This is a genomic window from Streptomyces longispororuber (genome assembly GCF_024448165.1).
Taxonomy (GTDB): domain Bacteria; phylum Actinomycetota; class Actinomycetes; order Streptomycetales; family Streptomycetaceae; genus Streptomyces; species Streptomyces longispororuber_A.
The window spans coordinates 32,186-45,824 of record NZ_JAMOLN010000059.1 but is presented as its reverse complement, the minus strand read 5'-3'; the positions used below and the strand labels follow the sequence as shown (position 1 = coordinate 45,824).

10 protein-coding genes and 1 pseudogene are annotated in these 13,639 nt (G+C 73.7%); 7 read left to right on the top strand and 4 right to left on the bottom strand.

Annotated features, from left to right (window positions below):
• Both M4J07_RS48680 and M4J07_RS18470 read right to left on the bottom strand, forming a co-directional pair.
• Positions 1 to 155, bottom strand: a pseudogene (locus M4J07_RS48680) (protein phosphatase 2C domain-containing protein); the annotation flags it as partial.
• A gap of 133 nt (positions 156 to 288) precedes the next feature.
• On the bottom strand, positions 289 to 4,050 hold the full coding sequence (locus M4J07_RS18470; RefSeq protein WP_255973253.1) for a S8 family peptidase: 3,762 nt from the start codon (positions 4,048 to 4,050) through the stop codon (positions 289 to 291).
• A 193-nt stretch (positions 4,051 to 4,243) separates the two neighbouring features.
• Here M4J07_RS18470 and M4J07_RS18465 point away from each other — a divergent pair, with 193 nt between their 5' ends.
• The 7 genes from M4J07_RS18465 (at position 4,244) to M4J07_RS18435 (ending at position 11,699) form a co-directional block, all read left to right on the top strand.
• Positions 4,244 to 5,224, top strand: a complete 981-nt coding sequence (locus M4J07_RS18465; protein WP_255973251.1) for a helix-turn-helix transcriptional regulator — start codon at positions 4,244 to 4,246, stop codon at positions 5,222 to 5,224.
• Positions 5,225 to 5,282: 58 nt separating this feature from the next.
• Entirely contained in the window at positions 5,283 to 5,765 is a 483-nt protein-coding gene (locus M4J07_RS18460) for a DUF456 domain-containing protein (RefSeq protein WP_255973249.1), read from the top strand.
• Positions 5,766 to 6,007: 242 nt separating this feature from the next.
• On the top strand, positions 6,008 to 8,353 hold the full coding sequence (locus M4J07_RS18455) for a glycosyl hydrolase family 95 catalytic domain-containing protein (RefSeq protein ID WP_255973248.1): 2,346 nt from the start codon (positions 6,008 to 6,010) through the stop codon (positions 8,351 to 8,353).
• Positions 8,354 to 8,524: 171 nt separating this feature from the next.
• Positions 8,525 to 9,202 carry a DedA family protein gene (locus M4J07_RS18450; protein WP_255973246.1) on the top strand — a complete coding sequence of 226 codons (678 nt, stop codon included), beginning with the start codon at positions 8,525 to 8,527 and terminating at the stop codon, positions 9,200 to 9,202.
• A gap of 38 nt (positions 9,203 to 9,240) precedes the next feature.
• A complete protein-coding gene (locus tag M4J07_RS18445) occupies positions 9,241 to 10,365 on the top strand; it encodes a sensor histidine kinase (protein WP_255973244.1) in 1,125 nt (374 codons plus the stop codon).
• Complete coding sequence (locus tag M4J07_RS18440; RefSeq protein WP_255973243.1) at positions 10,356 to 11,000, top strand: response regulator transcription factor; 645 nt, start codon at positions 10,356 to 10,358, stop codon at positions 10,998 to 11,000. The genes M4J07_RS18445 and M4J07_RS18440 overlap by 10 nt, the downstream gene beginning before the upstream one ends.
• 3 nt (positions 11,001 to 11,003) lie before the next feature.
• The gene (locus M4J07_RS18435) at positions 11,004 to 11,699 is read left to right on the top strand and encodes a 4'-phosphopantetheinyl transferase family protein (RefSeq protein ID WP_255973241.1); all 696 of its coding nucleotides are present in this window, start codon (positions 11,004 to 11,006) and stop codon (positions 11,697 to 11,699) included.
• On the opposite strand, the gene M4J07_RS18430 is transcribed toward M4J07_RS18435, so the two are convergent.
• Complete coding sequence (locus tag M4J07_RS18430) at positions 11,671 to 12,168, bottom strand: methylated-DNA--[protein]-cysteine S-methyltransferase (protein WP_255973239.1); 498 nt, start codon at positions 12,166 to 12,168, stop codon at positions 11,671 to 11,673. The genes M4J07_RS18435 and M4J07_RS18430 overlap by 29 nt on opposite strands.
• Positions 12,165 to 13,556, bottom strand: a complete 1,392-nt coding sequence (locus M4J07_RS18425) for a bifunctional transcriptional activator/DNA repair enzyme AdaA (RefSeq protein ID WP_255973257.1) — start codon at positions 13,554 to 13,556, stop codon at positions 12,165 to 12,167. The genes M4J07_RS18430 and M4J07_RS18425 overlap by 4 nt, the downstream gene beginning before the upstream one ends.
• Positions 13,557 to 13,639: the final 83 nt, after the last annotated feature.

The following is a 13,639-nucleotide window of genomic DNA, read 5'->3' as shown; positions in this document are numbered from 1 at the left end:
GGAGTGGTCAGGGCCCCGGCCGACGCGAAGCGGTCGTCCAGGCTGTCGGCGGCCGGGCTCGACCCGGTGTCGGCGGCGTCCTCGTCGTACAACTGGCCCCACCAGTCGTCCTCGTGGACCGGGCGATCGGTGGGCCTCTCCCCCTGCTGGCTCATGCCCTTATTGTCCACAGCACGGGCCGTACGAAAACGGGGCATCGGGAAAATTCCCCCGCAGAAATGGTCCGCCGGGCGGCCCCACCCCCCACGGGAAGGCCGCCCGGCGGACCGGATCGGGTGAGCGTCCGAACTAACGCACGTCGTACGCCCGGGTCACCGTCTGGGTGACCGCGTTGCCCTTGGAGTCGGTCAGCCCCACCTTCAGCGTGACCTCCTTGCCGGTGGCTCCGGTGTGGTCGACCGTGGCCGTCCAGCGTCCGCCCTGACGCGAGGTGGTGGCCTCGGTCCAGGTCTCCCCGCCGTCGTAGGAGTAGGAGAGGGACGCCTTCGTCAGCTCGCCGGGCGTGTAGCCCGCGTGGCCCGTCGCCGTCAGGGCGATCTGCCGGCCGGCGGCCGCCGCGACGGTCTTCATGTCGTCCTCGGGCAGGGCGAGGTGCGGGAAGAGCAGCGGGATGCCCTGCGAGTAGGTGTTCTCCTCCAGGTGCGAGCGGAACGACCAGGTGGTGCTGGTCCGCGGCGAGCGCTGCCAGATCTTGCTGCCGCTGTTCAGCTTCGCGGTGTTCAGGGTCAGTTCGTAGGCGGAGTCGTCGGCCGGGACGGTGAAGACGCCGAACGGCCAGCCGGTGGAGCCGAGGGACTCGCCGTTGCGCTTGAGCTCGACGTTGCCGATGTCGCCGAACGAGCCCTGGACGCCCTGGTGTTCACCGTCGCCCCAGAAGCCGGGCGCGACGCCGATCAGGTCGCCCTGGCGCTCGGCGGCCAGGACCTGCTCGCCGGATTCGCCGAGCGGCGTCGTCGGCGCGAGCGCGCCGCCGTACCACTCCTCGGTGCGCTTCTCGCCCTTCTCGTACGTCCGCACCGGGTCGATCATGAACTCGCCCCACGGGAAGCTGCTGGACACCTGGTGCCCGTAGCCGGTGGTGCCGGGCGAGAAGAGTTCGGTGCGGGTGGACGGCGCGGCGACCAGGCCGAGGTCGCCGAAGGAGGTGGCCAGGCCGTTCGGGCGGGACACCGACGGCAGGTCGATGTAGTCGGTGGCGACGCCCATCGCCTTGTACGTGGCCTTGTTCGCGGCGAGGTCCTTGTCGGCGACGCGGTAGGTGCGGCCGGAGCGGATCTGGCCCTTCTCGGGGAAGGCGAGCGTGTAGACGTACGGGCTCCTGGCCGTCGCCTTCCAGTGCAGCGTCGTGCTGCCCGCGGCGACGCGTGCGGCGAGCGCCGTGCCCTCCGCCGTCTCGACGGCGAGCATCGGCAGCGGCGCGCCGACGAAGCCGACCGCCGGGTACCAGCGGCCCGCGGCCTCCCGGTACAGGACGACGCCCTTGGTGCCGGCCTTGACGGCGGCCTGCGCGACCGTGGTGGTGCTCGCGCCCGCGGGCAGCTTCACCAGGGCCAGCTTGCCCTTGGTGGCGGCCAGTTCGGCGGCCGTGCCGGCGCCGCCGTCGACGATCTCGGCGGTGCCGGTGCCGTCGAGGTTCGAGGAGTTCGTGGAGCCGGTCACCGGGTGCAGGGCGGGTCCGCCGACCACGCCGAACGCGCTGATCTGCGGAGCCGCGGCGCGCCAGAAGCTGTCGAACTCGAAGTCGCCGTCGCGGACTTCGCCCTGGACGTCGGCGTAGTAGCCGCGCACGGTGCGCGAGCCCTGGATGCTGGCCGCGTGCAGCCAGTGGTCGGTGCCGAAGGTGCGGGCGAAGCCGAGGGTGGCGCCGCGGACCTCGGACGTCCGCTCGGTCCTGACGCTCAGCTCGTGGGCCTTGCGGGCGTCGAGGACGACCGTGGTGTCCTTGGTGAGGTTCAGCTGCGGGCGGGACAGGAACGTCGCGGAGTCGACGAGGGTGCCCTCGGCGGCCGGGGTCGCGACGAACGCGGAGAGGAAGTACGCGCCGGGCCTGACCTGGTACGTCTGGTCGGTGGCGCCGTCGTTGACGCGCCGCTCGCCGGACACGTCGTCGGTGCCGATGAGGTCGAGCGAGGAGGCGCCGGCCGCGGGGTCGCCGCGGCGGTCGACGACCTTGACGCGCAGGGTGACCGTCTCGGGCTGGACGTACAGCGAGAACGGGGTGCTGAGGTGCGTGCCGCCGGGGCCGGTGGCGAGGACACGGCCGGTGACGTCGCCGTACTGGGCGGCCTTGAGCGTGGCCGTCGGGTCGATGGCGAGCGGGACCTGCGCGGTGCCGCCGGCCGGGACGGTGACGGAGCGCGCCCCGAGCCTGGCGACGGGCGACTTCACGGCGGAGCCGTCGTTGCCGGTGACGCCGTCGACGGCGAGGGTCAGCTTCACCGGCTTGTCGGTGGTGTTGGTGTACGGCACCTGGACGGTGGTGCGGTCGCTGCTGTCCTGCGGCCAGTTGAAGGTGCCGCCCTGGACGGCGCCGGCGCCGAGGACCGTCTGGTCGACGGCGGCCTTGACGTCGAGCCGGCCGCCGCCGGTCTCGCGCACGTCGCCGGGGATGCCGGCGTCGGCGGAGGCGACCAGCGCCTGCTTGATCTGCTGCGCGGTCCAGTCGGGGTGGCGCTGCTTGACGAGGGCGGCGGCGCCCGCGACGTGCGGCGTCGCCATCGACGTACCGCTCATGGACTGGTACGCGTACACGCCCCGGCCGCCCGCGGCGGCGGCCTTGATCGCGACGCCGGGCGCGGCGATCTCCGGCTTGAGGGTGTGGGTGCGCTGCACGGGGCTGCGGCTGGAGAAGCTCGCGGTCTCGTCGTCGCTGTCGACGGCGCCGACGGTGAGCACCTCGGGGACGCAACCCGGCGCGGAGACGGTGTTGTTGTGCGGTCCGGAGTTTCCGGCGGCGATGACGAAGAGGGTGTTCTTCGCGGACCGGGCGAGCTCCTGGGTGGCCTGCGACATGGGGTCGGAGCAGTCCAGCTCGGACGGGTTGCCGAGGCTCATGGAGACCACGTCGGCGCCCTCGTCGACGGCCCACTGCATGCCGGCGATGATCCACGAAGTGGCGCCGGAGCCACCGTCGTTGAGGACCTTGCCGTTGAGCAGGGTGGTGCCGGGGGCGACGCCCTTCTCCTTGCCGCCGCTCGCCGCGCCGGAGCCGCCGACCGTGGACGTGGTGTGCGTGCCGTGGCCCTGGTGGTCGTCGCTGTCCGCGGAGTCGGTGAAGTTCTTCGACTCGGCGACCCGGCCCTTGAGGTCGGGGTGTTCGGTGTCGACGCCGGTGTCGAGGACGGCGACCTTGGTGCCCTTGCCGTCGTAGCCGGCGGCCCACGCCTGGTCGGCGTGCACCTGCTGCGTGGAGTCGGCGAGCAGCGACTGGACCTTGGCGTCGAGCCAGAGCTTCTTGAGGTCGCCGGCCGCGCGGGAGCGGGGGCTCGTGACGTCGGCCCAGAAGTCGGCGGCCTGCTTCTTGTCGGCCTGCAGGGCGACGCCGCCGACCGGGTCGAGGACGAGGCCGCGCTTCGCGCCGCGCGGGGTGGCGGGCACGCTGCGGGCGACGTCGACGGACGTGTCGTAGGTGGCGATCAGCGGGAGCGTCGCGCTGTGCGCGTCGTCGTAGCCCTGCCGGATCAGCCCGGTGACGTTGAAGAGTTCCTCGTCGACGCGGCCCGCGGCGAGCGCGGCGGCGGCGCCGTCGGGGTAGACGTAGAGGTCCTTGCCGGACTGCCGGGTCTGCAGCAGTGCCGTGCTGCCGTCGGCGGCGGGCAGGGCGGTGGCGGTGGCGGTGCCGTCGGCCCCGGTGGTGACCAGGACCCGGTCGCCGGTGACCAGCGTGACCGTCGCGGTGGTGTTCTTCGCGGACGCGGCGGCGGCGCTGCCGACGAGCGGCCGGCCGCCGTCCGGGGCACTCCCCTCCGCGGCCCCGGACGGGACGGCCGCCGTGACGGCCAGAACGGCTGCGGTCGCCGCTCCCAGGGCCGTACGCGATATCGGGCGCATCGCTCTCCCCAAGTGAAGAAGCGCAGGTGAATACGGGAGAAATGCCGTATTCCCGGCGGGTGTTGGTGCTGCGGTGGCGCCACATTGGCAGAGTGACGGCCGGTACAGGGAAGATGGGCGCGGCGGGAATGCGCCGTGGCTGTTTCCCGCCACGGGGGTGACGGAACGGAACGCCAGGGAGGGGCATCGCCGCATGCTGGGTGCGATAGGTCTGGACGAGGTGCACGAGACGGCGTACCGCGCCCTGGTGTCGGTGGGCGCCGCCGACGTGCAGGATCTCGCGCGCCGGCTCACGCTCGCCGAGCACGACACCGAGCGCACCCTGCGCCGTCTGGAGCGGCACGGCCTCGCCGCCCGGTCGTCCGCACGGCCCGGACGCTGGGTCGCGGCGCCGCCCGGGATCGCGCTCGGCGCGCTGCTCATCCAGCAGCGGCACGAACTGGAGAAGGCGGAGCTGGCGGCGGCGCTGCTCGCCGAGGAGTACCGGTCGCAGGCCTCCGAGCCCGCCGCGCACGACCTCGTCGAGGTGGTCACCGGGTCGGCCGCCGTCTCACAGCGCTTCCTGCAGATCCAGCTCGGCGCGTCCGAGGAGGTGTGCGCGCTCGTCACCGGCAACCCGATCGCGGTCACCGCGGGCGACAACGACGCCGAGGCGCAGGCCGTGGGCCGTGGTGTGACCTACCGGGTGGTGCTGGAGCGCGAGGTGCTCTCCCAGCCGTCGGGCCTGACCGACCTGTCCGCGGCGATCGGCCGGAACGAGCAGGTGCGGGTGGTGGACCGGGTGCCGACCAAGCTGGTCGTCGTCGACCGGAACCTCGCCATGGTGCCGCTGACGTCGAGCGAGGCCGAGCCGGCGGCGCTCGTGGTGCACGCCAGCGGACTGCTGGAGTCGCTCACCGGGCTCTTCGAGGCGGTGTGGCGCGAGGCGCTGCCGCTGCGGCTCGGCGAGGGCGGTGACGTGGACGAGGCCGACGGCTCGGGACCGGACGGTACCGATCTGGAGATCCTGTCCCTGCTGCTGGCCGGGCTCACCGACGCGAGCGTGGCGAAGCAGCTGGACCTGGGTCTGCGGACGGTGCAGCGGCGGGTGAAGCGGCTGATGGAGCTGGCGGGCGTGACGACGCGGCTGCAGCTCGGATGGCATGCGTACGAGCGGGGCTGGGTCGCCCGCTGACGTCCCATTGGGCCGCTGCTGACCTGCGCTTTCCCCCCGGCTGGGGGACCCTTGGCAGATGGGACCGTGGGAACTCCTGCTGGTCGGGGCCGTGATGGCGCTCGGCGTGTGCGGGGTGCTGGTGCCGGGGGTGCCCGGTTCGTGGCTGGTGTGGGCCGCGGTCGCCGTGTGGGCGTTGCGCGATCCGTCCGGTCTGGCCTGGGGCGTGCTGGTGGGCGCCACCGTCGTGCTGCTCGCCTCGCAGGTGCTGCGCTGGCAGCTGCCGCCGCGCCGGCTGCGGCAGGCGGGCGCGACGCGCAAGCTCGCGCTGTGGATGGGCCTGGGGGCGGTCGTCGGCTTCTGCGTGGTCCCGGTGATCGGGGCGATCCCGGGCTTCGTCGGCGGGATCTACGTCGCGGAGCGGCTGCGGCTGGGCGGGCACGGGGACGCTGCCGCTTCGACCAGGACGGCCATGCGGGCCGGAGGGTCCAGCGTGCTGGCCGAGCTGTTCGCGTGTCTGCTGATCGTAGGTGCGTGGGTGGGAGCCCTGATCTGGGGCTGAGGCGCCCGGTCCGATGGTCCGCCGTGACGGTGCGCCGCCGCGTCCGCGGGTCGTCGGCGGCTGGTCGCGCAGTTCCCCGCGCCCCGAGGCATGCGCTCCGCGCAGCTTCTCCGAGAGCGGAGCTCACCTGAGGACGGCGGACGAGTAGATCGGATCTATCCCTCACTATTGACTCACCAGTGCCTCATCTCTAGCTTTCAGCGCGGGATAGCTCCGATGAATCGTCGAGCCCAGGAGGCGCCATGCCAAGCCCGTCCAGACGAACCGTGCTCGCCACCGGATCCGCGCTGGGCGGTGCGGCCCTGGTGGGCACCCTGCCCGGACAGGCGACCGCGGCCGGGCCCGTCACCGCCGGCGGCGGACCGGTGCAGGGCGGACCGGTGCAGGCGGGTCCCGACGCCTGGCGCACCGTCCTCGACGACGCCGACCTGGTCTGGCAGAAGATGCCGACGACCTGGTACGAGGGCCCGTACCTGGGCAACGGCCTGCTCGGCAGCGGCATCTACCAGGAGCCGGGCAAGAACGCGGTCCGCTTCAACGTCCAGCACTCCGAGGTGCAGGACCACCGGCCGCAGTTCGGCTCGCTCTTCGGTCTCGCCCGGCTGCCGATCGGCCACTTCACCCTGGAGCCCGTCGGCACGATCACCGGCCTCGACTGGCGGCTGCGGCTGCGCGACGCCGAACTGACCGGCACGCTCACCACCGACAAGGGCACCCTGACACTGCGCGCCCAGGTCACCAACGCGCTCTCCGTGCTCGCCGTCGAGGTCACCCCGAGCGAGGGCGAGGCCGGTTTCCGGTGGGTCTTCCACCCGGCCGAGGCGAAGAGCCCGCGCGCCGCGTTCCAGCCGATACCGGCCGGGTACGAGGGCAATCCGCCCGCCGAGGTCGGCTCGTACGACGGGGACGTGACGGCGTCCGTGCAGTCGCTGCTGTCCGGCGGCGAGCACGTCACCGCGTGGCGCGAGCGGGACCGGGACGGGGTGCGCACCCTGTACGTGACCGTGCGGCACTCGTACCCGAAGGCCACCGCCCGCGACAAGGCGCTCGCCGCGGTCAGGGACGTCGCCCGGCTCCCCTACGACGCCCTCGCCGCCGGGCACCGCGCCTGGTGGCACGCGTACTACCGCAAGAGCTTCCTGTCGGTGCCGGACGCCCGGATCCAGCGGTTCTACTGGATCCAGCTGTACAAGACGGCGTCCGCGGCCCGCCGCGACGCCCCGGTCATGGCGACCAGCGGCCCCTGGCTGGAGCCCACCCCGTGGCCCGCGACCTGGTGGAACCTCAACGTGCAGCTGGAGTACTGGCTGATCCACGGCTCCAACCACCTCGAACTCGACGCGGTGACCCGGGCGCTCGGCGAGTTCCGGGACAACCTCACCGCCGAGATGGCGGCCCCGTACCGCGCCGACTCGCTGGGCATCCCGCGCACCACCGACATCCACCTGGTCAACGGCGGCGCCACCAGCAACGCCCAGGGCTACGGCGTCGGCATCCCCGGCCAGGCCACCCCCACGCCCGAGGTCGGCAACCTCACCTGGGCGCTGCACAACGTGTGGCTGAGCTACCGCCACACCATGGACGAGCGGATCCTGCGCGACACCCTCTACCCGCTGCTGCGCAAGGCGATCAGCTACTACCTGCACTTCCTGGAGCCGGGCGCGGACGGCAGGCTGCACCTGCCGGCGACCTTCTCGCCCGAGTACGGCGGCAACACCCGCGACTGCAACTACGACCTGATGCTGCTCACCTGGGGCTGCCGGACCCTGCTGGAGTCGGCCGAGGTGCTCGGCATCGACGACGACCTGGCGCCGCGCTGGCGGGAGGTGCTCGCGAAGCGGGTGGCGTACCCGACCGACGCGAACGGCTTCATGATCGGCGCGGACATCCCCTTCGCGAAGTCGCACCGCCACTACTCGCACATGCTGGCCGTCTATCCGCTGTACGAGCTGACCGGCGAGGACGCCGACGAGCGGGCCCTGATCGAGAAGTCCCTCGCCCACTGGGTCGGCTTCGAGGGGGCGCTCCAGGGCTACACGTTCACGGGCGCCGCCTCGATGTCGGCGCTGCTCGGCAAGGGCGAGGACGCGCTGAAGTACCTGGGCCAGCTGATGAGCCGCTTCATCCAGGCCAACACCATGTACAAGGAGTCGGGGCCGGTCATCGAGACGCCGCTGTCGGCGGCCCAGTCGCTGCACGACATGGTCTGCCAGTCGTGGGGCGGGACCATCCGGGTCTTCCCGGCGCTGCCCGCCGCCTGGGCGGACCTGGCGGTGCACGACTTCCGCACGCAGGGCGCGTTCCTGCTGAGCGCCGTCCGCGAGAAGGGCGTCACGCGGTGGGTGCGCGTGACGAGCGAGGCCGGTGCGCCGTGTGTCGTGCGGCACGGGATCGCGGGCGCGATCGACGTCCGGGACGGGCACGGCGGCCGGAAGCTGTCGTACGAGGACGCGGGCGACGGCGCGATCCGGATCAGGCTCGGCAGGGGCGAGTCGGCGCTGATCACGGCCGCGGGCGAGCGCCCCGACCTGCGGATCTCACCGGTCACGCCGAACGCGCAGGCGCCGCGCTGGGGGCTGCCCGCATAGGGCCCCGCACGTGCCGGTGACCCTGCGGAAAACCGCGGGGTCACCGGCGCGGATCACCGCACTTTGCCAAACGGTTACCCTCGTAGTGGCACTGATCAGCGGTTTCTAGCCTGGGTGGGAGTTCGGGCAGCAGCCACGGACCCAGTCGATCCCCTTGCCTGGAGACCTCGTATGCACCTCGTGACCACGGCCGCCGCCGCGGAGCCGACCACCGGCATAGCGGGCTGGGCGGCCCACCTCGTCGACGTGCTCGGCGGGCCGGGCGCCGGACTCGCCATCGCCCTGGAGAACCTGTTCCCGCCGCTGCCCAGCGAGGTCATCCTGCCGCTGACCGGATTCGCGGCCGGGCAGGGCGTGATCTCCCTCGTCTCCGCGCTGTTCTGGACGACGCTCGGCTCCGTGGTCGGGGCGGCGGCGCTGTACGGGATCGGCCGGGTCGTCGGGCGGGAGCGGATGTACGCGGTGTGGGGCCGGCTGCCGCTGGTGAAGGTATCCGACCTGGAGAAGACCGAGGCGTGGTTCCTGCGGCACGGCACGAAGGCGGTGCTGCTCGGCCGGATGGTGCCGATCTTCCGCAGTCTGATCTCGGTCCCCGCGGGCGTGGAGCGGATGCCGCTGCCGGTGTTCCTGTCGCTCACCGCGGTCGGCTCGCTGGTCTGGAACTCCGTGCTGGTGCTGGCCGGTTACTGGCTGGGCGACCAGTGGGACCTGGTGGAGACGTACGTGGGCGTGGTCTCGAAGGTGGTGCTCGGGGCGGCGGTCGTCGCGGTGGCCGGGTACCTCGTCGTCCGGCTGCGGGGCCGGGGCAGGCACCGGGAGGCCCGGCCGCGCGTCAGGCAGGACCGGTAGGGTCGGCTTCCGTGCAGGTGACGGGGGCGGACACGGGGATGGGGCGGAGAGCGGCCGGGGTGCTCGCCGGGTGCCTCATCGCGTGCGCGGGGCTGCTGTACCTCACGGCTGCCGGGGCCGTCCTCGGTCCCTTCCTGCTGTGGCCGCGGACCCGTGCGGGGGCGCGGGCCGCGCTGACCGCGGGGGCCCGCCGGATCGCCGCCCTGGACCGGCGCCGCCGCGGTGCCCTCTTCGGCGACCGCTTCCCGCTGCACTACACACCGCGGGACGGGCAGGTGCTGCGGTACGTCGCCGCGCGGACGTACGCGGGAACGGTCACCACGGTCACGCTCGCCCTGTTCGCGTTCGGCGGCGTCCTCGCGGCGGTGTTCCTCGCCGCGCTGGTGACCGGCCGGGTCGGCGTCGCCGAACTCCTCGGGCAGCTCCTGCTGGGCGGCGCCCTGCTCTTCCTCGGCGTGCAGGGGCTGCGTTCCCTGTACGTCCTCGACGCCCGGCTGGCCCGCGACACCTTCGGCCCCTCGGAGCGGGAACTGCTGCGGCGCCGCATCGACGAACTCGCCACCAGCCGCGCCGCGGTGGTGCACGCCGTCGACGCGGAGCGCCGCCGCATCGAGCGCGATCTGCACGACGGGCTCCAGCAGCGGCTGGTCGCGCTCGCGATGCTGCTCGGCCGGGCCCGCCGCCCCGGCCGCACCCCGGAGCAGGCCGACGCACTGCTCCGGCAGGCGCACGAGGAGTCCCGGGCCGTGCTGACCGAACTGCGCGAGGTGGCCTGGCGGGTGTATCCGTCGGCGCTCGACGGGCTCGGTCTGCGCGAGGCGCTCGGCGGCGTCGCGGAGCGCAGTCCGGTGCCGCTGCGCCTGGCCTTCGACGTACCGGACCCACTGCCCCAACTGGTCGAGACGGCCGCCTACTTCGTCGTGTCGGAAGCGGTGACGAACGCCGCCAAGCACGCCGCGGCCACCACCGTCAGCGCCGAACTGGCCGTGTCGGGCGGCGTGTTGACCGTGTCGGTGCGGGACGACGGGGGCGGCGGCGCCGATCCCGCGGGCAGTGGACTCGCCGGACTGCGCGGCCGCGTCGAGGCGCTCGACGGCCGGCTGCGCGTCTCCAGCCCCGCAGGGGGACCCACCATCGTGACCGCGGAGCTGCCGTGCGTGTGATCATCGCCGAGGACTCGACCCTGCTGCGCGAGGGTCTGGTGCGGCTGCTGGCCGAGGAGGGGCACGAGGTCGTCGCCGCGCTCGGTGACGCCACGACGCTGCCCGACACGGTCGACGAGCTCACGCCCGACGTCGTGGTCGTCGACATCCGGATGCCGCCGACCCACACCGAGGAGGGACTGCGGGCAGCCCTGGAGATCCGTGAACGCCGCCCGCGGACCGGGGTGCTGGTCCTCTCCCAGCATGTGGAGCGCACCTACGCGGCGCAGTTGCTGGCAGGCGGCGCCGAGGGCGTCGGCTATCTGCTCAAGGACCGGGTCGCGCAGGTCGAGGAGTTCCTCGACGCCCTGACCCGGATCCGGGCGGGCGGCGCGGTCATCGACCCGGAGGTCGTACGGCAGTTGGTGGGCCGCTCCACCCGCACCGATCCGCTGTCCCGGCTGACGCCGCGCGAGCGCGACGTCCTCGACGTGCTGGCGCAGGGCCACACGAACGCGGGCATCGCCGGACGTCTGCACCTGTCGCTCAGCGCGGTCGAGAAACACCTGAACACGGTCTTCGACAAACTCGAACTGCCGCGCACCACCGGCTACAACCGGCGGATCCTGGCGGTCCTGCGCTATCTGGAGGCATGACTGATGGACCGGGTGAGAGAGTTGCCGCCCGCGGGGGCGGTGCGCCTGTGGCTGGTGACGACGGACGCGGACCCCGCGGGGACCGCCGGCGGCACGGACGTCCTGGACGCGGACGAGCGGCGGCGCGCCGCCGCCTTCCGCCAGGACCGGCACCGGACGCGGTACGTCGCCGCGCACCTGGCGCTGCGCGGCATCCTCGGCGAGCGTCTCGGCCGCCCGCCCGGCGCCGTACGCTTCGTCCGCCTGCCGTGCCCCGACTGCGGCCGCCCGCACGGCCGGCCGGCCCTCGCGGACGTCCCCGGCCCGCACTTCTCCCTCTCGCACAGCGGCGACCTCGCGCTCGTCGCGGTCGCCGACGCACCGGTCGGCGCCGACATCGAGGCGCTGCCCACGCCGGAGACCGCCGACGAACTGACGGTCGTCCTCCACCCCCGGGAGCAGGCCGAACTCGCGGCCCTCGCCTCCCCGTCGGAGCGCTGCCTCGCGGTGGCCCGCACCTGGGTCCGCAAGGAGGCCTACCTCAAGGGCATCGGCACGGGCCTGGCCCGCGGCGCCGACCTCGACTACGTCGGCACGCTCCCCGACTCCCCCACCGCTCCCGACGGCTGGACGGTGCGCGACGTCCCGGTGCCGTCCGGCTACACGGCCGCGGTCGCCATCGGCCCGGCGGTCAGCCCTGGTGGACGCCCTCCAGGGTGAGCAGCTGGACCTTGCGCTCCAGGCCGCCCGCGTACCCGGTGAGCGAGCCGTCGGCGCCGATCACCCGGTGGCAGGGGCGGAGGATCAGGAGGGGATTGGCCCCGACCGCTCCGCCGACGGCCCGGACGGCGGCCCGCGAGGCCCCGATGGCGGCGGCCACGGCCCCGTACGTGGTGGTGGCGCCGTACGGCACGTCGTCGAGCGCGTCCCACACCCGCCGCCGGAAATCGGTGCCGTGCGGACTCAACTCCAGCTGGAACTCCTTGAGTTCACCGGCGAAGTAGGCGTCGAGCTGTTCCCTGGCCGCGCCGAAGGGCCCGGGATCGGTCACCCAGCCGGCCTCGACCGTGCGCCCGCCCTTCTGGCCGGGGACCGAGAGGGAGGTGAGGGCGCCGGTGGAGTCGGCGGTCAGCAGCAGCTCGCCGAGCGGGCTGCACAGGGTGGTGCAGTACGTCTGGTCGGTGCTCACAACTGTCCTTCTACGTCGAGGTGTCGGCGCGCGTACGACCGCCAGGGCCGCCATGCTGCGCAGGAGACGAGGTCGCCCGGTACGGCCACGTCGGGATCGCCCAGGGCGCGCAGCCGGATCAGGGCGACGGTGCGGGCATCCATCCCGGGCAGGGCGCGCAGCACCGCTTCGGCGTCGTCGCGGTCGGCGCCCGGGTCCAGGCGCAGGGCGCCGTCGGCGAGGGCGCGGGCCAGGGCGCCCAGCGTGCCCGGTTCGTCGACCAGCGCGTCCGGCGCGGGGAAGACCCGGTCGAGGGCGCCGCAGGGCGCGTCGAGCCGCTTGCCGTACCGCTCGACCAGCCGGGCCGACGCCACGGGTCCGGCCAGGATCCGCACGGCCAGCTCGTCGGGGTCGGCGGCGCCGGGCGAGCGCAGTCCGGGGCGGGCGGCGACCAGCGGGGCGAGCCGGGGATCGGCGCCGAGCCGCTCGTCGATCGCGTACGGGTCGGCGTCCAGGTCGAGGAGCCGGCGCAGCCGCCCGACCGCGGTCGTCAGGTCCCGCAGGTCCGTGAGGTGGATCCGGGCGTCGAGCCAGCCGCCGCGGTGCTCGGCCTGCGCGCCGGTCTGCTCGTGCCCGGCCTCGTCGACGGAGACGATGCCGGTCCCGTAGGGCAGGCGCAGCGTGCGCCGGAAGATGCGGGAGCCGGTGGCGCCCGTCAACTCCTCCATCCCTTCGACGAGTTCACGTCCGAGCAGGTCGAAGACCGGGGTGGCCTGGTACGCGCCGCGGTGGGCGAGGCGCAGCGGGATCCCGGCGACGGAGGCGACGGCCCTGCGCTCCTCGGCGCGGCCCGGGGCGTCGGCCCGCAGCTGCGTGGGCGTGCGGGCGTACACCTCGCGGATCGTGTCGTTGAACTGCCGCACGCTGGCGAATCCCGCCGCGAACGCGATCTCGGTGACCGGCAGCGGGGTGGTCTGCAGCAGGACGCGTGCGGTGTGGGCGCGCTGGGCCCGGGCGAGGGCGACCGGGCCCGCGCCGACCTCGGCGGTGAGCTGGCGCTGGACCTGGCGGGCGCTGTAGCCAAGCCGGGTCGCGAGGCCGCCGACGCCCTCCCGGTCGACGATGCCGTCCCCGATGAGGCGCATCGCCCGGCCGACCACGTCCGCCCGTACGTTCCAGGCGGCGGAGCCCGGTACGGCGTCGGGCCTGCACCGTCGGCAGGCCCGGAAGCCGGAGCCCTGGGCGGCGGCGGCCGTGGCGTAGAACCGTACGTTCTGGCGCTTCGGGGTGACCGCGGGGCAGCTGGGGCGGCAGTAGATCCCGGTCGTCTCGACAGCGAAGAAGAACTCCCCGTCGAACCGGGCGTCGCGGCTGCGCACGGCTTGGTAGCGCGTGTCTTCGTCGATCATCACGCTCCCAGTGTCGCGCGTGGCGCTCCGCTGGGCTGGCGGGATTCGGACACGACCCTGCCCCCGACGGTCCGTCGCCGTCC

Bases quoted from the DNA above. Each gene is read 5' to 3' on its own strand.
- M4J07_RS18470 (WP_255973253.1), bottom strand. From the start codon at position 4,050: ATGCGCCCGATATCGCGTACGGCCCTGGGAGCGGCGACCGCAGCCGTT.
- M4J07_RS18465 (WP_255973251.1), top strand. From the start codon at position 4,244: ATGCTGGGTGCGATAGGTCTGGACGAGGTGCACGAGACGGCGTACCGC.
- M4J07_RS18460 (WP_255973249.1), top strand. From the start codon at position 5,283: ATGGGACCGTGGGAACTCCTGCTGGTCGGGGCCGTGATGGCGCTCGGC.
- M4J07_RS18455 (WP_255973248.1), top strand. From the start codon at position 6,008: ATGCCAAGCCCGTCCAGACGAACCGTGCTCGCCACCGGATCCGCGCTG.
- M4J07_RS18450 (WP_255973246.1), top strand. From the start codon at position 8,525: ATGCACCTCGTGACCACGGCCGCCGCCGCGGAGCCGACCACCGGCATA.
- M4J07_RS18445 (WP_255973244.1), top strand. From the start codon at position 9,241: ATGGGGCGGAGAGCGGCCGGGGTGCTCGCCGGGTGCCTCATCGCGTGC.
- M4J07_RS18435 (WP_255973241.1), top strand. From the start codon at position 11,004: ATGGACCGGGTGAGAGAGTTGCCGCCCGCGGGGGCGGTGCGCCTGTGG.
- M4J07_RS18425 (WP_255973257.1), bottom strand. From the start codon at position 13,556: ATGATCGACGAAGACACGCGCTACCAAGCCGTGCGCAGCCGCGACGCC.